Below are 26,496 nucleotides of genomic sequence, written 5' to 3'. Positions count from 1 at the left end.
ATAACGAATCACTAAACACAAAATCCCAACCATACTAATTAGCAACAAATTAATGACGTATTCATTTTTTGTGAATGCAGTGGTAGATCGTAAAATGATCAGTACCCTAAATGAACAAGACCCAACGCATTGGGGAGAACTGTATAAATACTATATGACCAATGATCGATATGGATACGTTTTAGCAACAGAGTGCGCGAAAGAAGAACCTGTTAAAATGACTTCGTATCGAAGACCAAAGTCAGACTTGGCAAAAAATTTTGCTAAAGGTTTATAATGTTTAACTTAAAACGAAGAAATATGAGAAGAAAAAAACTTCCCCAAAACAAACACAAGGGAATGTTTATTTATTGTAGCAAGTGTTGTAAATATTTTTCTTACACACAAAAAAAGTAGACGGCAAACCCGTAGAGCCTATATGCGGTGCTAGTGGAAAGCGATATTCGACCTGCAAGTCCCCTGAAAAACAAAAATACAGGTACGGATGCATAACCCATTCAGTGGCAAGGCAACCACCAGTAAAACCCTGGAGGCAGACGAATATGAAAATACAGTGATCGAAGCTAGAGAGTTTTCTGCTAATTTCAGTAGTGAAATCAAAAAGATTAATAAAGTTACGACCAATGAAAAACGAAGCATGTATTTGTTTGATGCGCAGTTAGATTACTTAGATTTTTATGCAGATATCGGTGTTCCAGAACATAAAAAAAAGAATATCTCTAAAGGTCGACAGCAAGCAGTAGCAAGAGTGTTAAAACTATTCAATGAGGCTTTGGAAGTAAATAATATTGATAAGAAGGGATTGCTTAGGGTAGATCGCTTAAACGATATGTATGTGGGGTATTTTCATAAGTATTTAGATGACTATGCAGCCAATACCTATAATAGAATGATGTACGCTTTAGGTGGTTTTTATAAGTGGGCATTACAAACATACCGCCTCAATAGTATAAATCCTTTTGAATCTTTTGAGAAAAAAGTTACCGTACATAACAAAGAAACGATCACCGAAGAAGAATTTGAGGGCTTACTTAAACAAATTACTCCTGAAAACGGAAAGGCAGAAAAGATCACAAAAAGTAGAATCCAAAAATTAAACTGGTATACCCCGTATCTTAAAGATGCATTTAGACTCGCTATACACACTGGAGGCAGACGCGAAGAGATTTATGCCTTAAAATGGAATATGATTAAAGAAAGTAATGGGAAACCGATATTTATTGAAATTCCAAACTTAAAAGTTATGCGAAACCCGAAATTTAAAAACAAAGTGGTTCCTCCTAAAATCATACCGATAACCAAAGGTTTCAAGGATCTGATTGATCAATTGGGATATCAAGAGTATAAAGGATCGGACCAGAACCTTATTTTCCAAGATAGGAAAAAACCTATTTCAACTTGGATGAAAGAACGATTATCCGGCGGTTTTTCTCATTTCTACAAACAACTCAATACAGGCAAAGAATTGGACTTTAAATGCCTTAGAAAAACACTCCTTACCTATCTGAAAAAAGCGATGAAAGGGGATGCAAGGTTATTGTCTTCTCATTCCACAGATGAAGTTTTAGATACACACTATGTAGATCATAGAATAATAGATAAAGCAATTAAAGAGTTTCAGATTTTCTATTAAATTCTATTACAATACCGTACTTTGGAACTGTACTTTACAGGTTTTAAAGTGCAATTCAAAAACTGAAATACTTCACAAGTTACTGAAATTAAGTTATTTAAATGGAGTTTTCATATATTTAAAAAGAAAAACTCACAGGCTTGAAAAACCAGTAGTTTTATAAGCACCGCTAGTCCTATTATCTAGGATAACTTTATCATCCTTTTGAAATATCAAGCTCAGAAAATACCACACAAACATTTAAAAAATATTTACGTTTAAAAAGATACTTTTTGTCTATTTGAAAGAAGTTTTTTCTCCAGATAAGTAGAGGTAAAAATTTCTAACAATACTTTGAGCTTTTTGGGTTCGTTAATAGATTTGCTCTTTAGATCTTTATTATGTTTTGTAGAACTTGTTTATTCTTATTTTGATACAACTAAAAAAATCTGTTATTGAAAACAGATTTTTTGTTCTTTATTTGTGCTTTTATGCTATAATCACTTGATTAATAGTATTAATATTTTTCTTTTACAGTAAATTCAAAGTATAATAGGTATAACTTCATATTATTTGCTATTTGCAGAGAAACAAAAAACTAATATCCAGATCAAAGCAATTTTGGTTTGGGTATTGGTCACTTTTATAATGCGGGTAATTTTACTTTTTGTCCGAAATCAAAATAGCTCAATTAAGTAGTGAGGTAATCTAAGATATGCACTAATACAATAGATTGTCTATTACATAAATAGGGGTTGACCTAAAATAAAAACAGAATTGGTATTTGAATCGATTTTTGGAGAAACAAGTAACGTTTTTGAGGACAAAACAATAAAAAAATAAGCCCCGCTTGATAACGGGTATCAAACGGGGCTTAACGTGATTGTGAGTGATATGTTTATATCTTAATATCTTAGTATTAGATATTGGCAACTAACCAATCTCCTACTTCACTTGTTTTATATGCTTTATCATCACCTGCAAGATCTTCGGTTACGATACCTTCATTAAGGGATTTATCGACTACTGCACGTATAGCTTTTGCTTCGTCTGTAAGTCCAAAAGCAGTTTCGAACATCATTGCAGCAGAAAGTACAGTTGCTAATGGATTAGCAATATCTTTTCCTGCAGCCTGTGGATACGAACCGTGAATAGGCTCAAATAAGGATGTTTTTTCTCCTAGAGACGCAGATGGCATTAATCCCATAGATCCTGAGATTACCGAAGCCTCATCAGTAAGGATGTCTCCGAATAAGTTTTCGGTGATTAATACATCATAAGAATTTGGCCATTGTACTAAGCGCATTGCTACTGCATCTACAAATTCGTAGCTTACTTCTACTTCTGGGTAATCTTTTTCCATGCCTTGTACGGTTTCTCTCCATAAACGAGAGGATTCTAGTACATTAGCTTTATCTACGCAACATAGTTTTTTACTGCGTGCCATAGCCGCTTCGAATCCTTTTTTGGCAAGACGAGTAATTTCTTCTTTGGTATAGGTACAGGTATCATATGCAGTATTACCATTGTCTTCTCTTCCTCTTTTTCCAAAATAAATACCGCTTGTAAGTTCACGAAGAAAAACAAGGTCTGTTCCTTCTATTCGTTCTCTTTTTAGTGGAGACTTGTCAATTAATGAAGGAAAGGTAAATGTAGGTCTTACGTTAGCAAATAATCCTAGTTTTTGACGCATTTTAAGTAATCCTTGCTCCGGACGCACTTTTGCAGAAGGGTCATTATCAAATCTAGGGTGACCAATAGCTCCGAATAAAACAGCATCTGCATTGGCACAAATCTCATGAGTTTCATCTGGATATGGCTCTCCTACTGCATCTATAGCAGCAGCACCAGTAAGTGCAGAGGTCCAATTGATGTTGTGATTGTGTTTTTTAGCAATTGCATCGCAAACTTTTACAGCCTGATCAATAACTTCTGGTCCGATACCATCTCCTGGTAGTAGTGCTATATTTAATTCCATTGATATATTTCTAAAATGTTTATTTGTTTATTTAATGAGCTTGCCGAAATTATTTGGTGTGTTAGGATCAAATTGTCTTCGACATGCTCAGACAGACAATTTGAGGCTACTATTTTTATAATTCTATAATATTCAACATTTTTTCAGTGGCTTTTATAGCCGATACAGTTTGATCAGAATGCAATCCTCGTGTTACAAATTCTTTTTCTTCTATTTTCCAGGTGATGATCGTTTCGCATAGGGCATCAGAATTACTTCCTGGCGGTATGCGTACGGCATAATCAATAAGTTGAGGTAAGGTTTTGTTTTTTTGAGTGTATACTTTGCTTAGTGCATTCATAAAAGCATCGTACTGCCCATCGCCTTGTGCATGTTGTTCAATTACTTCATCTTCTATCTGTATTGCTACGGTAGCAGAGGGTTTTAGCCCTTTGGCATGGTTAAGTGCATAAGACTTAATTTTTACAGCTTCTTTATAGGACTTACTGTCTAAAACGTCAGAGATAATATAGGGGAGATCATGTTGGGTAACTACTTCTTTTTTATCCCCTAGTTTAATAATTCTTTGTGTTACCTTTTTGATATCTTCTGCACTTAGTTTAAGTCCTAACTCCTGAAGGTTTTTTTCGATATTCGCTTTGCCAGATGTTTTTCCCAATGCATATTTGCGTTTTCTTCCAAAACGCTCTGGCATTAGGTCATTAAAATATAGATTATGCTTGTTATCGCCATCGGCATGAATTCCTGCTGTTTGTGTAAACACATTGTCGCCAACAACAGGTTTATTTGCTGGGATTTTGAACCCAGAAAATGTTTCTACAAGCTTACTTACTTTGTATAAAGCAGATTCTTTTACATTGATGCTTACATCGGGTAAATAGTCGTTGATTACTGCGACAACACTTGCTAATGGTGCATTTCCTGCTCGTTCACCCATGCCGTTCATGGTCAAATGCAACCCATTAACACCCGCTTTTATGCTTTCGATTACATTGGCAACCCCAAGATCATAGTCATTATGTGCATGAAAATCAAAGTGCAAATTAGGGTACTTCTTGCGCAAAGCTGTCAAATGCTGATAGGTCTCTGACGGAATTAATACGCCTAATGTATCCGGAAGTAATACACGCTTGACTGGTTGGGTGGTCAAAAAGTCTAAAAATTGATATACATACTCAGGAGAGTTGCGCATACCATTACTCCAGTCTTCTAGATAAATGTTGTTGGTTATTCCTTGTTCTTGTGCTTGAGTAAAAGTATCTCGAATATCTTCGAAATGTTGTTCGGGAGTCTTTTTTAGTTGATACGTGAGATGGTTTAGCGATCCTTTGGTAAGGAGGTTTTGCACTTTAGCACCTGTATCTTTCATCCATTGTATGGATTTGCCTTGATCAACAAATGTTAATATTTCTACTCGATCAGCATATCCATTTTCTGTCGCCCAATCAATGATATTTTTTACGGCATCGAATTCTCCTTCTGATACTCTAGCCGATGCTACTTCGATACGATCAACTTTTAATTCTTCTATAAGAAGTTGGGCAATCGTAAGTTTTTCTGAAGCAGAAAAGGATATTCCCGAGGTTTGTTCACCATCCCTGAGGGTAGTATCCATGATTTCTATTGATCGTTGGCTCATGAGTCTTTTTTTCTTTCTAAGACCTGTCTGGTTATGGAAACCAGACAGGTCTTTTTACATTGTCAATCGTTGTCAAAATGCGTTAGGGATAGCAGTGGTATCCTTTTCTGTCCTGTAAAGGCAGAAAAGATATAACGAATAGCCCGCCCGAACGCCCAATATATCTTTAGAATGGACGTGCTTCTGCGAATTCCTGAATTTCGGCTTTCATTTTTGTAAGGTAATCGATATCGTCATACCCATTAAGCATATTTTCTTTTTTGTATCCATTGATATCAAATGATTCTGATTCACCTGATACTAATAAAGTAATCGTTTGCTTGTTGAGGTCTACTTCGATTTCTGTAGTAGGGTCTGCATCGATAGCTTTGAATATTTTTTCTAAGAATTCTGGACTCACTTGTACTGGTAATACCCCAATATTAAGGCAGTTTCCTCTAAAAATATCAGCAAAAAAACTTGATACAACACATCTAAAACCGTAATCATATACTGCCCAAGCAGCATGTTCTCTAGATGATCCTGAGCCAAAGTTTTTTCCTCCTACAAGAATTTTTCCTTTGTATTTTGGGTTGTTGAATACAAAATCCTCTTTAGGAGAATCATCATCATTATATCTCCAATCTCTAAATAGGTTGTCTCCGAATCCTTTACGTTCTGTGGCTTTTAGGAAACGAGCGGGTATGATTTGATCCGTATCTACATTTTCTATGGGTAACGGAACTGCTGAACTAGTTAATATATCGAATTTATCGTAAGCCATTTTTTTTCTTTTTAATAATTACTGTTTTGCTTTTTTGTGTTACACTAAAAGCGTTCTTGGATCTGTTACTACTCCTGTAACGGCAGTCGCTGCAGCTACAAGCGGACTTGCTAACAATGTTCTTGATCCAGGTCCTTGTCTTCCTTCGAAGTTTCTGTTAGATGTACTTACTGCTAATTTTCCTGCGGGTATTTTGTCATCATTCATGGCCAAACATGCAGAACATCCTGGTTCTCTTAGGGTAAACCCAGCATCTGTAATAATATCTAGAATTCCTTCTTCTTTGATTAGGGCTTCTACTTCGTGAGATCCAGGAACCAACCAAGCGGTAATATTATCGGCTTTCTTTTTTCCTTTTACGATAGAAGCAAAGGCTCTAAAATCCTCGATTCTTCCGTTAGTACAACTTCCTAAGAAAACAAAATCTACCGGTTTACCTATCATAGAATCTCCTTCTAAGAAGTTCATATAACTTAAGGATTTCTTGTAGGTAGCGGCTCCTCCTTCTACGGCTTCTGCAGTAGGGATGTTGTTGGTGATACCAATACCCATTCCTGGATTGGTACCATAGGTAATCATAGGTTCGATATCTGAACCATTAAAAGTAAGTTCTTTGTCAAAAACAGCATCTTCGTCTGTAGATAATGTTTTCCAATAGGTCATGGCCTTATCCCACGCTTCTCCTTTTGGAGTTAATGGTTTGTCTTTTATGTATTCGAATGTCTTTTCATCGGGAGCGATCATTCCTCCACGTGCACCCATTTCTATACTTAGGTTACACACAGTCATACGACCTTCCATAGTCATATTTCTAAATACATCACCAGCATACTCTACAAAGTATCCTGTTGCTCCAGAAGTAGTTAATTGAGAGATAATATATAGAGCAACATCTTTTGGTGTTACACCAAAACCAAGTTCACCATTTACGTTAATACGCATTTTCTTAGGTTTAGGCTGCATGATACATTGTGTAGAAAGTACCATCTCTACTTCTGAGGTACCGATCCCAAATGCAATAGCCCCAAAGGCTCCATGAGTAGAGGTGTGCGAATCACCACATACAATTGTAGCACCCGGAAGTGTAATTCCGTTTTCTGGTCCTACTACGTGAACGATTCCATTTTTTTGGTGTCCTAATCCCCAGTGAGAAATTCCCCATTCTGTTGCGTTTTCTTCTAATGCTTTTAGCTGATTGGCAGATAATGGATCTTCTACAGGAAGATGTTGATTGATTGTCGGTGTATTATGATCTGCTGTTGCAAAGGTGCGGTTTGGATATAATACGGTATTGCCTCTGCTTTTTAGGCCAAGGAATGCAACCGGACTTGTTACTTCATGGATAAAATGTCGATCAATAAAAAATACATCGGGTCCATTTTCTATCTTACGTACTACGTGCGAATCCCACACTTTGTCAAATAATGTCTTACTCATTTTTATGATCTTTACTCTATAGTGACGACGCTTTTTGCATCTTGTTATTAAAACGTTAAAAAGGATACAAATTTACGAGATACTGAAGATACCTGCTAATAAAATTATAATGTCTGTATTAGTTTTGAGTATTTTTCAATAATATGGCATATTTTAAGTGATTTGATAAAAAAAATGAGTGTTTTGCGAATTAATATTGTTTTTTTGTTAGTATATGTTTTAAAATCAATGGTTAACGAAGAGGTTTTAAAAAGATTGTTAGTTTTTTCTAATAATCCTTTTTTAAACTAAAAAAGTTTGTATCTTTGCCGTCCGCAAGGAGTAATACATAATTTGTCGAGCTCATAACTCGAAGTTTAAGAGACAAGTAAATTATAAATTATACATCGCGGGATAGAGCAGTAGGCAGCTCGTCGGGCTCATAACCCGAAGGTCACAGGTTCGAGTCCTGTTCCCGCTACTTTTAGAAGCTAAAACTTTGATAATCATTGTTTTAGCTTTTTTATTTTACATCCAATTTAGCTCGAAAAACTCATTTTTAACCATAGAATAAGGAGTGTACGTCGCCTTTTCCACCCGAAGGACTCATACTCGATATATTTCTACATTTTTAAATGTAAGTAATTGATAGTAAGGTTTTTGATTTCTGTTTAAAGAAAAGATATGGTTCATATATTTGATATAGGTGGAGGGTTTTGGTGGGGGGATTTTTGTAAAATATGATGAAAAAGATGTGTTTATACGAAAAATTAGGTTGATCTACTATTAGGCTTGATTCGTTTTTTGTGGGTAAAATCGTGTACCACAAATTTCTGTTTTGACTTTGGGAATATATTTTACTAGTTAGTATACCTTTTGCAGGTAATCTAATTTGAGCAAAGTTTTATCGATGATATTAGGGACAAGATTTATGATTATGAAAAATAATATTAGACTATCCGTATGGAAAATTTAGTCTTTGATACTTTTCAAAATTGAAAGTCTAAAATTAATCGGAGACATGTGACTTTTAGTTCGAAAAGGTGTCAAATAATAAAACATTAAATAATTCGACATGAAAAAAGTAAAAGTAGATTATACATATCTAACACCAGAGTTAATATCCAAAATAGTTGCGGCTTATCCTAATGGATTTGCAAATAGTGATGTAATGACTTTTGCTCGTGCTGCGAATGAAGACATTGAGATGATAAAATTGAAAATCGATGACACGTTATTTTTGATAAAGAAATCCGCTATTGATGATGCTACAGAGTTATTCGATGATAATTATTTTTCATCTCTACAAAGGCAAGATGAAGCCTGTGATGCCGAGTTTTGTGAATAGTTTTAGAACTAAAACTTAAAATTTGATTTAGAATAAATAGAAGTTTTTTGATTGATGTGATGACACAATCCCCCTAAACTAGCGGATTGTTTGAGGCTGGAATCCCCCTTTTCAGCCTCTTTTTATTTTGGAAAAGCAGTAACTTCTATCGCGACAGAAGCAACTTCAATTTTTCCTTTAAATTCATCGATAGCCTACAGGACTTTATCAAAAAGTGGTTTAATTTTTTCCATAATTAATTCATACTAGCATCTCTTGTAAAGGTACTGTTAATATATTACATTGTAGGGATGAATAACAGCGATATTTATGGAAGAAACGACACAATCATCCGTTAAAAAGACTCTTGGATTAGCTCCCGGTTCGGTTGTTTATGTAGGTAAAAAAACTTCAAGTGATTTATACATTGAAGTCTTTGATTATGATAAAACTTTCTTTGAGGAAAAGGAATTAGATCATATTGAAGATGCCTATTCTTTTATTGATTCAAAACCTATTACTTGGATCAATATAAATGGGCTTAACCATACTGAGGCTATTGAGAAAATCGGGGGATATTGCAATTTACATCCATTGATCCTAGAGGACATAGCAAATACACAACAGCGCCCTAAAATTGACGAGTATGAAAACTACCTCTTTGTGGTATTAAAGATGCTATATTTTGATCAGGATGAAAAACTAGCTATTGAACATATCAGTTTTGTTTTAGGTGATGGTTTTGTCATATCGTTTCAAGAATCCGATGGTGATGTTTTTGATTCAATTAGAAATCGCATAAGAAATAATAAGGGAAGGATTCGATCTATGGGATCGGATTATTTACTGTATGCCTTAATGGATGCTGTTGTAGATAATTATTTTAACTTGATTGAAGCAATGGGAGATAAGATCGAAGAGTTAGAAGATGAACTTTTTGAAGAAAAACCCAATGACGACATTACCTATGATATACAAAGTTTGAAAAGGGAAATCCTAAAAATAAGAAGAGCGGTATTTCCATTGCGTGAAGTGGTGAATCGATTAGAAAAAAGTGAGCATAAGTTGGTAGCTAAAAAAACACAATTCTACCTTAGAGATTTATATGATCATATTATTCAGGTATCTGAAAATGTGGAGATTTATCGCGATATGATTTGGGGTCTTATGGACATGTATATGACCACTATTAGCAATAAGATGAATGAAGATGCTTACCATTATCGCCACTATCTTTATCCCTTTAACATTCCTTGCCGGGATATACGGAATGAATTTTGAAAATATCCCTGAACTTAAATATAAGTATGGATATTATATATTTTGGGCTGTTCTTTTAATCATATTTATAGGCTTGATTGTTTATTTCAGGCGGCGTAAATGGTTATAAATTTACGTTCATTATCTATTATCTTCTTAAAACCAAATCAAAATGAATAAGCGAGTTGTTGATATTAGCTTTTACTAATTCACTATTGTTATAGAAATATTTGTTTTTCTTACCGCTATGCAAAGTAAGTTCGTAAATACCAGCACTAATTTTGTTGATGCTTCCATTATGTCCTGTATATTCTGAAAAAACTTTTTTAATATTAGTAGGCTCATCAAAGAAAAGGCGAATACCACTGTAACGAATCTTTTCAGTAAGTTTTCGTTGCTTTTTACCTTTTGTAGTGAGTACGTAAATAGAGTCTAACCATGTGATATCGGATGAATGATGTGATTTACCATTTATAAAATTGTTAACACTGGCTTGTATTAATTGATTTTGATCATACCTTGCCTTAATAGTATATTTCATCTGTATATTAACAACCAATTTTACTTTCATCTCTATATGATAGATGATATATAATACATTTTCTCCCTCTTTCAATTTTGAAACTTTCAGAACTCCCAAAGTGTCTTTTTTAGAAATAATATCATAAACGTTGGTTTGGGCTGAAACCGACAAACTAATGATTGAAACGAATAGTAGTATGTAAAATCTGTGACTCATTTTGGAATAAATTAAATATACAAATCTTAACTTTCGAATAATAATTTATGAAGTTTGGTAAGTAATATCAGTTCTGATTTATTTCTCCTTGAAAAAGAAGTTGCAATACCATCTGAAGCTTCCATTATTTTTTGACAAAGGTCTTTTAAAAACCCGTCAGATTTGCTTTGATAATAAGATTTAAAAACTTGATAAGCTTCTTCAGAGGTCATTTGTTTTTTAATCAATTCGCGGATTGTCTCATAAATTATCTCTTTACTATCATTTTTATCAAAAGAATGTGACCAGTATTTTTCTACATAGGATACTATCTTACGTTTTTCTTCGATCACCATTTTTTTGTCGGCCATTGAGACTGCATAAAAAAGATGAGCAAGTTTTTTATAAAACTCCTTATTCTGTAATTGTTCTGGTATCATTAATTCTTATTTTGATGAAACATCTATAAAAATACGAAACCGCCATAAAAGCGGTTTCGTTTGGTTTAACAAATAAATCGGTTGTGAATCAATATGTTAATTAGAATTGGGGCTCATTTATATTTATACCACTCCTTGTGCCAACATTGCATCAGCAACTTTTACAAAACCTGCTATATTAGCTCCTTTTACATAATCCACATAACCACTGTCTTCAGTACCATACTCTAGGCACGATTTATGGATATTAGCCATAATCTGTTGCAGTTTTTGGTCTACCTCGTCGCGTGTCCAATTGTAGCGCAACGAATTTTGAGTCATTTCTAGTCCAGAGGTTGCCACACCACCAGCATTGGATGCCTTACCAGGAGCAAATAGAATTCTTGCTTTATGAAATTCAGATATCGCCTCTGGGGTACTTGGCATATTAACACCTTCACTCACACAAATACAACCATTTTTGATGAGAGCTTTGGCATCTTCACCATTAAGTTCATTTTGGGTTGCACAAGGTAAGGCAATATCGCAAGTGGTATTCCAGGGTGTTTCTCCTTCAAAAAATGTAGCTGAAGAATATTTTTTAGTATACTCGTTAATCCTTCCTCTAACTACATTTTTGAGGTGCATTATATATTTTAATTTTTCTTGATCAATACCATCTTTATCATAAATATATCCCGAAGAATCAGATAGTGTAACCACTTTTCCTCCCAACTGAATTACTTTTTCTGCGGCATATTGTGCTACGTTACCCGATCCGGAAATAGAAACTGTTTTCCCTTTTATTGTATCTTTTCTGGTTGCCAGCATACTTTCAGCAAAATACACAGTACCATAGCCAGTAGCTTCAGGACGTATTAGTGACCCTCCCCAGCTTAAGCCTTTACCTGTAAGAACTCCTGTAAACTCATTTTTGATTTTGCGGTACATCCCAAATAAATATCCTATCTCACGACTACTCACGCCAATGTCACCTGCAGGAACATCGGTATTCGGACCGATATGTCTAAAAAGTTCGCTCATAAAACTATGGCAAAAGCGCATAATTTCGTTATCCGATTTTCCTTTTGGGTTAAAATCAGAACCTCCTTTTCCACCACCCATTGGTAGAGTAGTAAGGCTATTTTTAAATACTTGCTCAAAAGCTAAAAACTTAAGAACACTCATATTTACGGTGGGATGGAAACGTAGCCCACCTTTATAAGGACCAATGGCAGAGTTCATTTGAATGCGATAACCGCGGTTTACCTGAATTTCACCTTTATCATCTACCCATGGCACCCTAAAAGTAATGGCTCTTTCGGGTTCAACCATTCTAAGTAAGATATTTTTACCGTCATAAATTTCCTGAGATGCAATAAAAGGGATGACTGTTTCTGCAACTTCTTGTACTGCCTGTAAGAACTCCGGTTCGTGCATATTTCGAGCTCTTACTTCTTCCATAAAAGTTTCTATTTTGTCTTTCACGTTCGTATTATTTAAGAAAAGTGTTGAACTGTTTGCTCTAATGAGATGAATAAAAAAGCACTCACGGTTTTTAGCCCTATGAGTGCTTTTAATCACTAGTTGAGCTTGAATTATTCCTCTATTGAAAGTGTATCGGTTTCTTCTTCAGACTCTTCGATTTCACTCTCTCCTTCGTTTGAATCATACTCTTTTTCTGATTCTATATTTTCTTCCTCACCATCCTCTTCGCTAGTCTCTGGAGCGACTTTTTCAGTTTGGATTTCTACTAATGGTTCTTCCTTTTTGGTTTCTCTGCAGGAAAACAAGATTAGTGAAAAGATCACTAGTAGCATTGATATTTTGTTAGCTATTTTCATCACTTAGAATATTTTAGGTTTAGTCTAACAATTCTAAGTCAACAATTGTTCTAAAACTGTATTCTTGCTCGTCACCATCTTCATCAATTTCTGTTTCGGTTTCTGTAATGAAAGTGATATTAAAAGTTTTACTCATAAATTTCTCACTACTAAGGTTAAACTTCTTAAGAATTTCTGAGTTGGCCTTTGCAAAAACTATGACATCCTCTTCATCTTCTTCATTAGTATAGCTGAAGATAAAGTGCTCTCCATCAAAACTATCAAATACACCTGTGATGGTTTCTGTATCTTTATCTAAAGCTTGCGTATTAGCAGTTACGCTGCAAAAAAAGAATGTAATTAGAACGAATACTACGTTTTTTGAATTTTTCATGATATGTAAGATTTAAGTTTTATTATGTTTTTAAAAAATCCAGATTATTATCACCTCAAGTCTGGTGCTTTTAGTAAATCATCTCTTAGATACTTACACGTGATGGGTTGATTGCAATTTTATTTTTAAGATTGTGACACATTTTTAATCAAGAGGTCACATTTAAATTGATTTAATTTTTTATCATTAATAATTCTAAGCTAATTCCAATTTCTCAATTTTGAAGAACACAAAATCTTCATCATCATCTTCAATATATTCTGAATAGGTGATTTCAAAACTTTTGCCTTTGAATCTATCTGATTTAAGGTCAAATTTTCTAATTACTACAGGAGACACTTCTTCAAATACAATAATCTCGTTGTTTTCCATCTTGAATTGATAATACCCATCGTAGTATTTCTTAAATACCCCATACTCTACATTTTGATTAATAATAGCGCCATTCATATCTATTGATTTTAATAATTCAGTTTACAAGGTTTAAATAAGGATTTCACTACTTTTCTATCTGATTTCCCCAGAAATTTTATGGCATCTTTCCAATAGACCCACTCAATTTTTCTAAACTTATCAGGCTCATTGAGTGAAAATGATTTGTTTGCATCTTTACAAACAAAATAGTGTTTAGAAAGCTTGTGTTTATTTTTTAGCTCGATAGTAATAGAACATTGGTACTCCAAGTCTTGTTCTGAGAGTTGAATTGCTACTTCTTCGTAAGCTTCCCTCATCAATGCAGTTTCCGGAGATTCTCCTTGCTCTAGAAAGCCTCCTATAAGTCCATACTCAAGCTCGGCGGTATGTTTTTGAAGCACTAAAAGTTCATCTCCCTGATAAACAATTAGACGAGACTTTTCTTTATGTTTTTTGATTCTCATAGGCAGTTAATGTTGAATTAAATGACTGTATTGCTTTGTTTTTTCACTCTTATACCTTGTAGTGATAATTTTTTAATATGGACTCCATTTCTTTTTCTCCTTTTTCGATCTGTACAGCTAATTGCCATAGCTTTTCATCCAACAATCCAATTAAGGGCTGCTTCACTTTGGACACATATTTGAAAGCTTTGATTAATTTTTTGTCCCAAGATTTGTGATATTTCAGCAAATCGTCTGGATACACAATTTTTCTCCTGGTTCCTTCATCAATTCCTCTAAAAGGACTATCAATGTTCAGATAGCCATAGTCATCGGTTAATTGCTCTCCTGGATAAATATCTCTAACCGCCAGTTCGAAGTTATAAGCAGTTGTAAGGCAGTTTGCATTAAAACTATGGTTTACAAACCTTGCGTTATCCCAACATAATACTTGATTACCCAAATTGTTTTTATAAGCGTAGGTTTCCAAAATGTTCTTATAAATAGGCTCTAATATTTCATACTGATCTGGAGTGAACTCACGATCAAACTTATCCAATATCCATGTAATCGTTCCTATAGGAATTAATTCTTTTGCTACCACACCATAGCCAACTTCATTGCTTATAAACCGTATTTCTGTATCGGGATGTATCATCGTTTAAATTTTAACTTCTTTTCAATGGCTTCAATCATAATATTGGCAATATCTAATCCGGTAGCATTTTCTATCCCTTCTAGTCCTGGTGATGAATTCACTTCTAATAAAAGAGGACCTTTATTGGATCGAATAATGTCAACCCCTGCAACTGGTAAATTCAATATTTTAGCTGCTTTAATCGCTAGTTTTCGTTCTTCTGCTGTAATTTTAATTTTAGAAGCAGCACCTCCTTGATGAATATTAGCTCTAAATTCTCCTTTTGCAGCTTGTCTTTGCATGGATGCTACTACTTTGCCATTGACTACAAAACATCGAATATCCTGGCCATTAGCTTCTTTTATAAATTCCTGTACTAATATATTGGTTTGTACACTTTTAAAAGCGTTGATCACACTTTCTGCTGCTTTATTGGTTTCTGCTAGCACAACGCCTTTTCCTTGAGTACTTTCTAGGAGTTTAATAATCAGCGGGGCTCCATTTACCATTTTGATCAAGTCTTTGGTGTCTAGAGGAGACTTTGCAAATCCCGTAATCGGGATATGAATATCGTGTTTGGCAAAAAGTTGGGTCGCCAATAGCTTATCTCTGGATTGGGTAATCGCTTCTGCTGTATTCAAGCAAAAGGCTCCCATAGAATCAAATTGTCGGATTAATGCACACGCATAGAAAGTCATTGATGGTCGTATCCTTGGGATAATAGCATCAAATTCATCAATGATGTTTCCTCCGCGGTAGCGTATTTCAGGTTCTGTAGCATCTAATTTCATATAAGCCTGCTCTACGTTTAGAAATACCATTTCGTGACCTCTGGCAATGCCTGCCTCTATAATGCGTTTATTGCTATACAGTTCAGGATTACTGGCAAGTAAGGCTATCTTTAATCCTGATTTTTCCTTAATAAAAGGTCTATACTTTGTTTGAATCTCATCATTTGTAAAATTTTGCTGTGCAAAACTTACAGATGGGTTTACAATGTATCTATCAATCAATGCCTCACGTCCTAACAACATTCTGAATTCCATAGCGTCTCGATTAGCTAAGGTAAGCTCGATGTCAAAGGTAGTTCCATTCAAGGATACAGGTGTTTTGATAACAAAACGTTGTTCTGAAATTCCAGACGAACTTTTTACTACACGCTTATCGTGAAGTTTCGTTTCACAAGGTATTATGATGCTTCTATTATCCTGAATAGGGTTGACCTCAAAGCGTACCCATTCTTCAGTTCCTTTATGAATGAGTTTAATATTATTTGCTTGTATTGAAGAGGTTTTTGCTCCAGAATCTACACGTGCTTTGATAGCCGGAATGCCAAATTCGTTGAATACGCACCATTCTTCACTTCCAATTATTTTTAGGTCTTTTACTTCCAATGTCTTTTTTGTATTTATATTAATTTTATAATGAACATATCTATGACTTCCACCAGAATTAAAATGATAATGATCCATTCTAGCTTACTACTTTCTTTATGAAACATAATGTCCTTAAATAGCTCAAGGTTTTCTTTTATAATTTCGATCTGATCATGAATACTTCGACATCTGTCTTTTAAGTCAAAAACACGTTTAAGATCCTCATCGAGTTTGTTGAGGGTTTCATCATCCCAAGTCACATCGTGAGAGTCAAATATGTAGAGATTTTCTGAAATTTTATTTTTGATGTTTAATACGCGCCCAATATATTTCTTTAGGTTTTTACCACTGATATCCAACTTGCCTTTTTCTTCAAGATAGGTGGTGTGTACCTTGGTGTCTTCTAAGATCTGTTCTGAGATGTTTGAATAATTATCAAGTGCAACAGATTGAGAAACATTAAGCATGATAAGGCGTAATGATTCTACGTTAAACTTCTTCAGGGTAACAGTTCCAAAAGATACTGTATTGGATTTTCCTCCAATAGTTATGTTGATGTTTTCAGAAACTTCTTCTCCAATGAAATTTTTACCATACATCAATATATCATTACAAATCTCTTCAGCATTATCTTTACTGATATTATAAAAACAAATCACTCCATACTTGAAAATATAGATATATTGCCCTTGATAATATTCGTAAAACAGTTCATCTGTATCAAAGAATAATAATTCAGCCTCGAAATTTTTTCTGCAATTCTTTATCGAAATTACATCCGCAATTTGTACCGCATATGCTTGTGTCTTCATTTTTGTTACACGGTGAATATCTCTCCGTGGTTTTTAAAACTTTTAAACTCTACCGAATAACCATTTGGATCTTTAATAAAGAAGGAGAGGTGTTCTCCCACTTTATTTTCGAAAAATGTTACTTCGGTTGTTACTTCAAGATTCATTGAACAAAGTCGTAAATACAACGTATCCCATCTTTCAGAATCAATGATCACTCCAAAATGAAAAGAAGGCAGTACCTGTTCACCTAAACGATAATTTTTAAAATTAAAATTAAAGTTTCCTGCTTTTGTAAAGGTTATTTGATTTCCATAAAAATTGATATCAATCCAAGTATCTGAATATCTTCCTAATTGCCCCCCTAGTTTATATACATAGAAGTTTTTTGTTTTTTCTAGATCTTCACAGGGAAGAGCCAAATGAAATTCTGCCTTTTTCATTGTTTTATTATTTTAATCTTCTTCTATTTCTTGTTCTTCAGGTATGTCCAGTTCTTTTTCATCATCACTGTCATCGGTCTCACTATAGTCTTCCATAGCAGTCACAAGGCGTTTACTAACTTTTACCAGGTATAGTGTATCTTCGGTTTTTACCTCTACACACTCGACTATTTCGTTTTGAGCATTTCTAAAAATGATGACATCTTCATCATCATATCCATCCGGATATGTGGTCACTAATAGATCCAGGATGTTATTGTTGAGTTTTTTGTAATCAACAATTACCTTTTTTAAATGTGCGTTTCGTTCTGTTCTCATTTTGTCTACATATCTAGTAAATAGGCAAGTATTAATGGTGTTACAATGGTAGCATCTGATTCAATAATGAACTTTGAAGTGTCTATAATCCAATTTACCCCAGGTAATCTTTTCATTAGGCACAGCTCCACTATAAGACCCATAACTTGTTGTTGAGTCACTTATTTGGCAGAAATAATTCCAAAAAGGAGTATCTGTACGTTCCGTAAACTGATATAACAGGGGTACTACACAAATAGTGAAATGAAAGGTTTGATCGATATATTTTGTTTTCATCTGTTTTGTTTTTGAATTGCAGATGAAATTCACCATTAGAAACACAGACCAAAATAGCCTAAAAACCTATGGATCATTTCATTATACGAGATTAAAAAAATAAAAAATGATACGAAAAATGACTTTGCCATTTATATCAATTATCTCATACTCGAATAATAGAAATGGTGTAGGGAACGAATTTTATCCGTTCAAAAAATTGAAGTGCAATTGCATGCTTTTTGGAAGTCAGCCTGAGAATTCGGTTCCCCATCCCTGAGGCAGCTTTTGGAGTAGACTTCTTTATGCTCCTAAGCCCGAATCTGAAAAACGTTTTCATTTATGTAGGCAATGCGTCCTTAACGGACTCATTATTAATTATATTCAAATGTAATAAAAAAGTGATATCAAAAACTTTTTTTGTTAATTTTTAAATGTTAAAAAAATCAGGCCTATAAAACCATAACTTGAGACATCAAATTTTACAGTGCGTCGTATTAATTCAAGAATTTTTTATGGTCACTAAATGAAGTTAATTAGCCTTAAGAAATCTTCAATTTGAACTTTGCCTATTTTTTGATAATTTTTTCTGTAATCCCTATCCAAAAAGGACTAACCACCAGGGTCAATGAGATCAAACTAATTGTAAAGTTATATCCAAAATTTTCGATAATTCCCAAGTTAAAAGCGGTAGAGCTTAGCAGAAAACTCAATTCACCAATTTGTGCTAGCAGTGCACCTCCTAAAATGGCTTCTTTCCAATTGCACGAAAATACCCGAAGAATCAAAGAGTTTAATAAATGATTGGTAATGTAAACCACAACAATTGTAATAGAAATTGTGAGTAAATTTTGATAGATAAATGTCAGGTCAATTTGTAAGCCTACACTAATAAAAAAGAAGGAAACAAACAATATCCTAAAAGAATGCAAGGTATCGTGAATCCAGTGTGTTGCCCGAGCTGCATTAATGATCATGCCTCCAACAAAAGCTCCTAAAGCAGCAGATATTCCAAAAAGAGATGTGGCTAAAGCACATCCAAAGCATAAAAATACAGCCATAAATACCTGTAACTCGTGATCGCGGTATATTTTTTTAGAAAAGGGTAACACGATAGCGCCTTTTATATAGATATATCCTAGGATGACTACAATTAAAACCGCTCCAACGATCATTAGTATAATATTTTCTGTTGATTCTGATTTTCCTCCTAATTGAGAAATAATGATTAGAAGTGGTACTAAGGCAACATCTTGAGCCAATAAAATACTTAGAACGTTTTTGCCAACTTTGGTATCTATAAGGTTCTTATCCTGAAGAAGTTTAATTACCACAGCTGAGCTACTTAAGGCAATAACAAAACCAATAACTACGGAACGAGCAAAGTTCCAATCATAATAATAACCTATACATAATACCAAAACAACACTAATAGCTATTTGTGAAAGGGTACCTATAACAGCAAGTTTCCATCTTTTCAAGAAATCAATAAGGTTGATTTCCATGCCAATAAAAAACAACAATAGAATAACGCCTAACTCTCCAAGGAGATGAATTGAAGTCGCATCCTGTATGGCATTTAAGCCGTGTTCACCAAGAATTACACCGACCAAAATATAGCCTATAATATAAGTTTGGTTAAATTTTCTAAGAATCATACTAACTGCAATTACTAATACAGCAAGTATGGCTACAAGTGTTATAATAGGGTCTAAAGAGGAAATTGCCAGCATCAAAAAATGGTTTGTTTTAAGACCATTAAATGTAGCTTTTTTTGAGTAACAATAATGAAATTTAGAAATAAAAAAACCGAGCTTTTTGATAGCTCGGCATAGGTGTTTTTAAAAGTTTTTGAGTAACCAAATGATAAGATAACCAACAAACAATAAGATAATAATAGACCAAATTGACTCAGAATACTTTTTTAATTTACACATGATGTTAAGATAAAATAAATCAGTCCTATATATAATTTCATCAAAAAGATCAAATTGTTTTTTTACCTCATTAAACGGAGTTAACTGTGAGTGTGGTTTAAAGGAGTTCGTACTTTTTCCTTTCACGCCTTTTACATCATCTTTTGTTTTTTTCATAAGCATTTGGGGTTATTAACTGGGTTCAACTTATTTCAACTTTTATTATTTGACACATTAATATTTCTTAGGTCACATTTTTTGAATAAAAACTTACGTAACTTATTGAAATTCATTATGATATAAGGCGATTTTACGCAAGAATGCTTTTTAAGGTTTGTATATAAAGGTGACCTTACACATTTCTTTGTGTCATAAGGATTATATGTTTTTTACCATTATTTCAAGAATTGAATTTTGTATCTTTAATAGGCTAAATTAATGTTTGAAAATGAAAAGAATATTAGTTCCAATTGACTTCTCGGATAATGCTTTAAATGCATTAGAATATGCCCGTGTACTTTTCAATAATGAAGAATGTGCTTTCTTTTTGTTGAATGTTTATGTTAGTAATCGTTCGGTTATGTTAAGCGAAGAATATAATGATACGATTTTAGGAGAAATGTCAGACGAATCTGAAGAAGAATTAGATATTTTTTTGAAGAAAATTATCAAAAATAATGATCAGTTGAAGCACGAATTTAGAACTATTTCTGTTCCTGACACCCTTTTGAAGGCAATTAACAGTGTTTCCGTTTCAAAAAAAATAGATTATATCGTCATGGGAACCAAAGGGGCTAAAGGAGCCAAAGAAATATTTTTAGGGAGCAATACGGTAAAAGTAATCAATGGAATAAATAAATGTCCGGTAATCGTGGTGCCTCAAAACTATGTTCCTAAAACACCTTCAATAGTTGCATTTTCGACTAATTTTAAGAGAGCTTTCCATCAAAACGAATTGGCGCCTCTAATTGAAATCACATCATCAAGGGGAGCAAAAATTAATATTGCCAGAATAATGGAAGAAGAATATCTTACGGATAAACAAAATGCTAACAAAGAAATTTTAAAGGGTTTGCTTCAACATCTTGACTACATCTTTTGTAAGATAGATGTTGAAAATTCAGAAACCGAAGCTTTAAGAGATTTTGCCATGCAAACCGAAAGTGATTTGATTGCATTAGTTCATCATAAACAAAATTTCTTTCAAAAATTAGTTGAAGAAGATGTTGTAGATAAAATTAGTTTTAATAGCCCGGTGCCTCTCTTAATTCTTCCAGAATTAAAGTAATTTTGAAGAAAAACTTTTTACAACTATTTTTTATGTTGACATATCAATCAGAAATTCTCTACACAGTCGTATTATTAAGTATTATGTTAATAGTGCTTTTGTTAACCAAAAGAGCTATTCGCAGATTTAGTTTTATAAAATCTATAGAGGTAAACCGTAGAAAAATAATTCTTAACTTGATTTATCTATTAACTTACATCATTGTGATATCTATACTTGCAATTATTTGGGGTGTAGATCACAAACAGTTTGCAGTTTTTATTTCTTCTGTACTCGCAGTTTTAGGTGTTGGTTTTTTTGCGCAATGGTCTATTTTATCTAATCTTACAGCAAGTGTTATCTTATTTTTTAGCCATCCGGTTCGTATTGGGCACAGAATACGTATTCTAGAAAAAGATTTTAACTTAACAGGAAGGGTAAAGGACATTACTGGATTCTATTTTTTCATGATTACTGATAATGGTCAAGATATCACCTTACCCAACTCTTATGTGCTCCAAAAAGGAATTCAAATTTTGAAAGAAGACGAAGAGCCTGGGGATTTAAGTTTCATACCTCCCGACACTAATGAAAAGGAAACACCGGCTTAGAGAATATAAAATTTGTTGGAATCTAAAGCGTCCGGTATCTTATCTTGTCCCAATAATTGTTTTATATTAATTTCAATGGTTCTTGAAATAGCGGTCATGGCAGTGTCAGTAGGTTTATTTTCAAAAGGATCTTGCATATTAAAGGCTATCTTTTCTAGCAAAAAGAAAGGTAAAGCAATTATAACTAACAATGGTATTTCTATAAAGCCCGGTAATTCTGTTAAGGCAAAGGAGAGCAAAACAAGGAATAAGTAGATAAAAAACTGTAAGGTCAAACGATAGGATTTTGGAAACACAGTATTCTTAATTCTTTCTGCCATACCCATTGATGCAGTTAACCTCACTATGGTATTATCTATTTGTATTTGTTGATACTCGTTGATACTGTTTTTATTAAATAATTTTTTGATGTCTTCTGCCTGATTGTTTAGTAATATTAATGGTATATTTTTATGATGCTGTATTCTTTTTAATTCTTCTTCAGATAAAAATGAGTCTAAATTCTTGAACGGATCCTGTTTTCTTAAACTTTGCCCCAGACTATAGCACCATGCAATTTGACGATAACCAACTTCCTTATGAATTTCAGAATCTTCCTTAGATAGGTTAAGTACTTGTATCATTAAAGTTCTGGAATCGTTTACTATACTACCCCATATTTTTCTAGATTCCCACCAACGATCATAAGATTGGCTCAGTTTGAAAGATAATAAAAGTGCAATTGATGTACCTAAAAATGCACCTAGGGTTATAGGAAGATTAAGAGTGTATACATATATAGAAAGAAAATGGATAATGGTTGAAAATATTGATGTTATCAATATGTCCCATTTTACCATTTTAAATGGGTAGGAGAGAGGGATTCGTTTGTTAAGAATCATAAAAATATTTGCTATAAGAAAATTAGAATATGATTTTAAATAGAGTTGATTCTAAGTTAATTTGTCATGTGCTTTAACGGCCTTTATTCGGGCACGTTTCAATCTCATTTTTAAAGCACTTTCATTAATATTAAACAAGTTTTGAAGTTCTTTTACTGGTGTATTATCGTGATATTTAAGCATAAGAAGCGCTTTGTCTTCTGGTGCGATCATTTCCAAAGCTTTTTCCAGTTTAGATAATTTGATTTCAAAAAAATCTTCATCGAGTTCTAATTCCTCAGATGTTATTTGATAATCCTTATTTTTCAATTTTTCTGAAAAGCTGGTTAGTTTCTTGTTTTTATCTCTGTTCAAAAAATTTATACAGAAATTATAGGTAAAAGCGTATAGCCAGGTAGAAAATTTGGATCTACCTTGAAATCCTTCAAGTTTTGTATACAATTTCATAAAAATATCCTGAGAAAGATCTTCTGCTTCATCTTCATTCTTTACAAAGTCATAACATTTAACATAGACTTTTTTACTAAACCGTTCGTATAAAACTCCGAATAGGAGTTGATTTTTTGATTCTTTAATTCTTACAACCAATTCTTCATCGGTTAAGCCTTTAGCTTCTTTCAGCACAATACTTGATTTTTTCTCTTCCGGTATTGAAAATAGGTCTTCAAAAGAATGCATAATAAATATGATTAATGATAAACTAAATATAGTTAAAAATGTGACCCCGATCATGATATTGTGTCTAAAAAGTACACTTAAAATATATTAGTTATGTCAATCTCAGAGATTTATGAATCAGGTATTAAAAAAAGTAATTTGGCTCACTTTGCAAGCATAGCGAACATGGCATTTATAGACGGAGAACTTAATGATGAAGAGAAGGAACTACTTTCTAAATTTGCTGATAAACTCAATATTAGTGAAGAACAATATTCTGAAGTAATTAAAAACCCAAAACAATATGCTCTAGTAGCAGTAAGTTCGAAAGAGGAACGGTTACAACATCTATTTGATCTTTTTAAAATGATTTTTGCAGACCATTTTGTAGATCCACAAGAAATAAAATTAATTCACAAATACGCAATTGGATTAGGATGTTCTGAAGAAAGAGCTTTGGAATTGATTAAGAAATCGATTAGAATTTTTCAAGGAAAATTTGATTTTGAGGAATATAGATATTTAATAGAGAAAAATTAACTCTGTTTATTTAAAGGCATAAAAAATGTGCTAGATATTGCTGGTTTTTGGAACTTACCTTTTGCAGAGAAAAAATTTGATCGAGAAGAATATCTACTTTTAGCTTCTATGATACGTTTAAAAATATGGTAAAAGTCATCGTAAAATTACATAATTCAGGTGGGGGGTTCTGGAGGGGGTTTTTTAACCGTTTTTTCACGTTTTTACACTTTTTAAAAAATTAATAAACTGATAATCAGTATTTTAAATTAATGATATTCGCCCTCATAACCCGAAGGTCACAGGTTCGAGTCCTGTTCCCGCTACTAAACAGGACAAGCCAGTATTTATACTGGCTTTTTCATTTTTAGAAACCCTCAAATCCCTTGTTATTGTTGCGTTTAGAGCAAATAAGAAATTGATTTCATTGGTTAGATATTGCCTGTTTTTTGGATTAATCATTAGACCATTAGGAAAAATCAATTCTTGCAGTTTGGTTTTTATTTCAAAACTTCCTAAAGCCCAGTATTTACTGATATTTTGCGAAAAAACAATAATTGAGTTTACAAAATCGTCAAGGTTAGATATTTTTTTGCTTTGACTTTTGAGATTTACATTTAATTGCAATAACTCTTTATCTATTTGCTCTTTATATGACTTGTATGTATAATCATCAATTATGTCATTCATAAGCTTGTCAACCAATTTTTGGGACTTAGTATTTAAAGCCTTTATACGCTTTTCTATCGTTTCTTTTAGTTCGTATTTATCATTATTATGATTTTTCAATAACAGCTTTATTTGCGCCTTAAATGGCTCTATAAGATGCTTATCTAGTTTAAACGATTCCAACAACTCTATAAACGTATCGTGTACACCTTTTTTTAATGATCTTTTGCTAGAATTTGCGTTTAAAGTGACCCCCTTGCATTTTTGACAAGTGTAATAGTGTAACTTTTTTTTCTTTACCTCGTAGCTAGTTAATTTGTTATTACAAGACATACATTTTAAAAACCCTGTTAGGGGTCTGTCAAAATTTTGTTTGCTTATTTGATAACCTTTATTTCTAGGAGTGTCTAGAATTGCTTGTACTCTTTTAAAGTTTACTATTGATACAATGGGCTTCCAGTTTCCTTTTACGGGCTTATCCAGCAACTTATTTGTAGAGATACCGCAATAGGTAGCTTTACGCCACATCGCACTTAATTTCTGTTTGGATATATTAAGACCATATTTCGCCATTTCCTGCTGAATGATGTGATCCTGTTCGCCATCAGCTTTCATAAGCCATGCTTTTTTTAATAGTTTACCATCTTCGCTGATTTCGATTTGCTGGCGTTCACTTCTTCTACTAAACTCTGTAACCCTTGTACCTTTTAGTGTATATCCTAGAGGGGCTCTGCCTAAATAATTTCCATCTTCCAAAAATGTTTTCATACCGGGCAAAGTATGTTCCATGCGCTCCAAGTTCTCTTTTCTTGCCCTTAACAGTTTTTTTAGTATCTGGTATTCGCCGTCTTGTGTTTCGGTAGAAATTCCAGAATTAACCTCTATGAGATGTACATTGTTTTGGTGTACCAACTCATTAGTAAGTGCTATCGCATTTGCCCCACTTCGTGAAAACCTATTCATTTTGTATATGAGTATGGCAAATGGCTTGTCTTTTGTTTTGGAAACTTCTGTAATTAGCTTTTTAAACTCTTTTCTTGTAAAATCTCCTTTTGCACTTTCGTAAGTAGCCCCAAAATATTTTGTTATCATTAAACCATTTTCATGGGCATATTCTTCTGCAAACTTCTTTTGATATTTCAGGCTTTTATTTACTTCTTGATCTTTACTGGAAACTCTGGTATATACCCAAACATTGTTATTTACAGATGTTTCTTTTTCCGCTTTTACAATAAATTTTTCAAAATAATCTAAACTCATTTTTTACTTTTCATTATGTCTATACCTATTACAGCTAATTTGTATAGTGATTTACTAATTTCTACTGCTGCTTCTTCAGTTAAATCTTCTAACCCTTCATAAGAACGTAGTTCATCAACCGTCAAAACTTCTAATTCATTGTATTGTTCTTGCTTTTCCATCCACTTCTATATTCGTTTCCAAAACGAATATAGAATCGTAAATTCCTGAGAATACAATGCTTGAAAATATTGTCTTCAATCAAGAAGATACAGTCTCCGTAAAGACAAAAACATCATTGTTAAAATCTCAGTTTTTAAGCCAAATGTGTCTTAATTATGAAATTAAAGTCAAAACCAAGAAAATTTTTGACCTTGTCTAATTTGGATAAAATTTGTAGGAAAACAAAGAAACTACCACATTATTTAATTAAACCGATTAAATACAAAGTAGAATTTACGGTTAAACCACGTTTATTTTACGCTATTAATTTATTGCTTGTCAATACCTTATATTACTTCCTTGTCCCTTTTTCCTACAATCTGCTTTTTTAACTCTATTTTTAAAGCAAAAAGTGGGAGAAAAACCCCATTTTTGGTAAAAAAAGCGGGGATTATGTAGTGAAATTGTTAATCAATATCCAATTATTAGCAACACCTTAATACTCGTTAATAATTGTAAACCAATTACTTGAAAAAAAAGTAATACACA

The 26,496-nt window shown here is 33.3% G+C and carries 28 protein-coding genes, 1 tRNA gene and 2 pseudogenes; 8 read left to right on the top strand and 23 right to left on the bottom strand.

Going from position 1 to position 26,496, the window contains the following annotated elements; all coding sequences use genetic code 11:
• Positions 1-52: 52 nt before the first annotated feature.
• Entirely contained in the window at positions 53-277 is a 225-nt protein-coding gene (locus DZ60_RS0104655; RefSeq protein WP_025740878.1) for a hypothetical protein, read from the top strand.
• A 207-nt stretch (positions 278-484) separates the two neighbouring features.
• On the top strand, positions 485-1,633 hold the full coding sequence (locus DZ60_RS0104650; protein WP_025740876.1) for a site-specific integrase: 1,149 nt from the start codon (positions 485-487) through the stop codon (positions 1,631-1,633).
• An 898-nt stretch (positions 1,634-2,531) separates the two neighbouring features.
• Here the strand turns inward: DZ60_RS0104650 and leuB are convergent.
• The 4 genes from leuB to leuC form a co-directional block, all read right to left on the bottom strand.
• On the bottom strand, positions 2,532-3,590 hold the full coding sequence (leuB, locus tag DZ60_RS0104645) for a 3-isopropylmalate dehydrogenase (protein WP_025740874.1): 1,059 nt from the start codon (positions 3,588-3,590) through the stop codon (positions 2,532-2,534).
• A gap of 115 nt (positions 3,591-3,705) precedes the next feature.
• Positions 3,706-5,229 (bottom strand): alpha-isopropylmalate synthase regulatory domain-containing protein, encoded by a 1,524-nt coding sequence (locus tag DZ60_RS0104640; RefSeq protein WP_025740872.1) that lies wholly within the window; start codon positions 5,227-5,229, stop codon positions 3,706-3,708.
• A gap of 166 nt (positions 5,230-5,395) precedes the next feature.
• Complete coding sequence (gene leuD, locus DZ60_RS0104635) at positions 5,396-5,992, bottom strand: 3-isopropylmalate dehydratase small subunit (protein ID WP_025740870.1); 597 nt, start codon at positions 5,990-5,992, stop codon at positions 5,396-5,398.
• Between the two features lie 39 nt (positions 5,993-6,031).
• Entirely contained in the window at positions 6,032-7,429 is a 1,398-nt protein-coding gene (leuC, locus tag DZ60_RS0104630; RefSeq protein WP_025740868.1) for a 3-isopropylmalate dehydratase large subunit, read from the bottom strand.
• A gap of 387 nt (positions 7,430-7,816) precedes the next feature.
• On the opposite strand from leuC, the gene DZ60_RS0104625 reads away from it, so the two are divergent.
• The 3 genes and pseudogenes from DZ60_RS0104625 (at position 7,817) to corA (ending at position 10,125) form a co-directional block, all read left to right on the top strand.
• Positions 7,817-7,889, top strand: a tRNA-Met gene (locus tag DZ60_RS0104625).
• 594 nt (positions 7,890-8,483) lie between these two features.
• Positions 8,484-8,756 (top strand): hypothetical protein, encoded by a 273-nt coding sequence (locus DZ60_RS0104620; RefSeq protein ID WP_025740866.1) that lies wholly within the window; start codon positions 8,484-8,486, stop codon positions 8,754-8,756.
• Between the two features lie 309 nt (positions 8,757-9,065).
• Positions 9,066-10,125, top strand: a pseudogene (corA, locus tag DZ60_RS22495) (magnesium/cobalt transporter CorA).
• A gap of 18 nt (positions 10,126-10,143) precedes the next feature.
• Here corA and DZ60_RS0104610 read toward each other — a convergent pair.
• The 15 genes and pseudogenes from DZ60_RS0104610 to DZ60_RS0104540 all read right to left on the bottom strand — a co-directional run bounded on the left by DZ60_RS0104610 (position 10,144) and on the right by DZ60_RS0104540 (position 20,119).
• Positions 10,144-10,734, bottom strand: a complete 591-nt coding sequence (locus DZ60_RS0104610; RefSeq protein WP_152537364.1) for a DUF6134 family protein — start codon at positions 10,732-10,734, stop codon at positions 10,144-10,146.
• Between the two features lie 26 nt (positions 10,735-10,760).
• Positions 10,761-11,153, bottom strand: a complete 393-nt coding sequence (locus tag DZ60_RS0104605; RefSeq protein WP_025740861.1) for a hypothetical protein — start codon at positions 11,151-11,153, stop codon at positions 10,761-10,763.
• A gap of 123 nt (positions 11,154-11,276) precedes the next feature.
• Positions 11,277-12,620: an NADP-specific glutamate dehydrogenase gene (gdhA, locus tag DZ60_RS0104600; RefSeq protein ID WP_025740859.1), complete on the bottom strand. Its 1,344-nt coding sequence runs from the start codon at positions 12,618-12,620 to the stop codon at positions 11,277-11,279.
• A gap of 110 nt (positions 12,621-12,730) precedes the next feature.
• A complete protein-coding gene (locus DZ60_RS0104595; protein WP_034228653.1) occupies positions 12,731-12,976 on the bottom strand; it encodes a hypothetical protein in 246 nt (81 codons plus the stop codon).
• Between the two features lie 19 nt (positions 12,977-12,995).
• Complete coding sequence (locus tag DZ60_RS0104590) at positions 12,996-13,349, bottom strand: hypothetical protein (protein ID WP_025740855.1); 354 nt, start codon at positions 13,347-13,349, stop codon at positions 12,996-12,998.
• A gap of 195 nt (positions 13,350-13,544) precedes the next feature.
• The gene (locus DZ60_RS0104585; protein ID WP_025740853.1) at positions 13,545-13,799 is read right to left on the bottom strand and encodes a hypothetical protein; all 255 of its coding nucleotides are present in this window, start codon (positions 13,797-13,799) and stop codon (positions 13,545-13,547) included.
• Positions 13,800-13,810: 11 nt separating this feature from the next.
• Complete coding sequence (locus tag DZ60_RS0104580; RefSeq protein ID WP_025740851.1) at positions 13,811-14,227, bottom strand: NUDIX hydrolase; 417 nt, start codon at positions 14,225-14,227, stop codon at positions 13,811-13,813.
• 49 nt (positions 14,228-14,276) lie between these two features.
• Positions 14,277-14,864 carry an SET domain-containing protein gene (locus DZ60_RS0104575; protein ID WP_025740849.1) on the bottom strand — a complete coding sequence of 196 codons (588 nt, stop codon included), beginning with the start codon at positions 14,862-14,864 and terminating at the stop codon, positions 14,277-14,279.
• Positions 14,861-16,315 carry a 30S ribosomal protein S6--L-glutamate ligase gene (gene rimK, locus DZ60_RS0104570; protein ID WP_025740847.1) on the bottom strand — a complete coding sequence of 485 codons (1,455 nt, stop codon included), beginning with the start codon at positions 16,313-16,315 and terminating at the stop codon, positions 14,861-14,863. Before rimK ends, DZ60_RS0104575 begins: the two co-directional genes overlap by 4 nt.
• Positions 16,252-17,031 carry an RMD1 family protein gene (locus DZ60_RS0104565; RefSeq protein ID WP_025740845.1) on the bottom strand — a complete coding sequence of 260 codons (780 nt, stop codon included), beginning with the start codon at positions 17,029-17,031 and terminating at the stop codon, positions 16,252-16,254. Before DZ60_RS0104565 ends, rimK begins: the two co-directional genes overlap by 64 nt.
• A gap of 5 nt (positions 17,032-17,036) precedes the next feature.
• Positions 17,037-17,453 (bottom strand): VOC family protein, encoded by a 417-nt coding sequence (locus tag DZ60_RS0104560; protein ID WP_025740842.1) that lies wholly within the window; start codon positions 17,451-17,453, stop codon positions 17,037-17,039.
• A gap of 12 nt (positions 17,454-17,465) precedes the next feature.
• Positions 17,466-17,771 carry a hypothetical protein gene (locus tag DZ60_RS0104555; RefSeq protein WP_025740841.1) on the bottom strand — a complete coding sequence of 102 codons (306 nt, stop codon included), beginning with the start codon at positions 17,769-17,771 and terminating at the stop codon, positions 17,466-17,468.
• A 5-nt stretch (positions 17,772-17,776) separates the two neighbouring features.
• Positions 17,777-18,014: pseudogene (locus DZ60_RS24645) on the bottom strand (deoxyhypusine synthase family protein); the annotation flags it as partial.
• 581 nt (positions 18,015-18,595) lie between these two features.
• Complete coding sequence (locus DZ60_RS0104545; RefSeq protein WP_051477570.1) at positions 18,596-19,759, bottom strand: cation:proton antiporter; 1,164 nt, start codon at positions 19,757-19,759, stop codon at positions 18,596-18,598.
• A gap of 108 nt (positions 19,760-19,867) precedes the next feature.
• The gene (locus DZ60_RS0104540; RefSeq protein WP_152537363.1) at positions 19,868-20,119 is read right to left on the bottom strand and encodes a hypothetical protein; all 252 of its coding nucleotides are present in this window, start codon (positions 20,117-20,119) and stop codon (positions 19,868-19,870) included.
• A gap of 271 nt (positions 20,120-20,390) precedes the next feature.
• On the opposite strand from DZ60_RS0104540, the gene DZ60_RS0104535 reads away from it, so the two are divergent.
• On the top strand, positions 20,391-21,230 hold the full coding sequence (locus DZ60_RS0104535; RefSeq protein ID WP_025740836.1) for a universal stress protein: 840 nt from the start codon (positions 20,391-20,393) through the stop codon (positions 21,228-21,230).
• Positions 21,231-21,262: 32 nt separating this feature from the next.
• Complete coding sequence (locus tag DZ60_RS0104530; RefSeq protein WP_025740834.1) at positions 21,263-21,820, top strand: mechanosensitive ion channel domain-containing protein; 558 nt, start codon at positions 21,263-21,265, stop codon at positions 21,818-21,820.
• Here DZ60_RS0104530 and DZ60_RS0104525 read toward each other — a convergent pair.
• Both DZ60_RS0104525 and DZ60_RS0104520 read right to left on the bottom strand, forming a co-directional pair.
• A complete protein-coding gene (locus tag DZ60_RS0104525; protein WP_241448716.1) occupies positions 21,817-22,641 on the bottom strand; it encodes a bestrophin family protein in 825 nt (274 codons plus the stop codon). The two genes, DZ60_RS0104530 and DZ60_RS0104525, sit on opposite strands and share 4 nt — an antisense overlap.
• A gap of 111 nt (positions 22,642-22,752) precedes the next feature.
• On the bottom strand, positions 22,753-23,379 hold the full coding sequence (locus tag DZ60_RS0104520) for an RNA polymerase sigma factor (RefSeq protein WP_025740831.1): 627 nt from the start codon (positions 23,377-23,379) through the stop codon (positions 22,753-22,755).
• 93 nt (positions 23,380-23,472) lie between these two features.
• Here DZ60_RS0104520 and DZ60_RS0104515 point away from each other — a divergent pair, with 93 nt between their 5' ends.
• On the top strand, positions 23,473-23,898 hold the full coding sequence (locus tag DZ60_RS0104515) for a tellurite resistance TerB family protein (RefSeq protein WP_025740829.1): 426 nt from the start codon (positions 23,473-23,475) through the stop codon (positions 23,896-23,898).
• A gap of 264 nt (positions 23,899-24,162) precedes the next feature.
• On the opposite strand, the gene DZ60_RS0104510 is transcribed toward DZ60_RS0104515, so the two are convergent.
• Positions 24,163-25,806, bottom strand: coding sequence for a recombinase family protein (locus DZ60_RS0104510; protein WP_025740828.1), 1,644 nt, complete (start codon positions 25,804-25,806; stop codon positions 24,163-24,165).
• Positions 25,803-25,967, bottom strand: coding sequence for a hypothetical protein (locus DZ60_RS25070; RefSeq protein WP_155839760.1), 165 nt, complete (start codon positions 25,965-25,967; stop codon positions 25,803-25,805). Before DZ60_RS25070 ends, DZ60_RS0104510 begins: the two co-directional genes overlap by 4 nt.
• Positions 25,968-26,496 lie beyond the last annotated feature (529 nt).

Origin of the sequence: Aquimarina pacifica (assembly GCF_000520955.1) — a bacterium.
Lineage (GTDB): Bacteria > Bacteroidota > Bacteroidia > Flavobacteriales > Flavobacteriaceae > Aquimarina > Aquimarina pacifica.
Note: the sequence above shows the minus strand (reverse complement) of the source record. Positions and strands in the feature narration are given on the sequence as shown.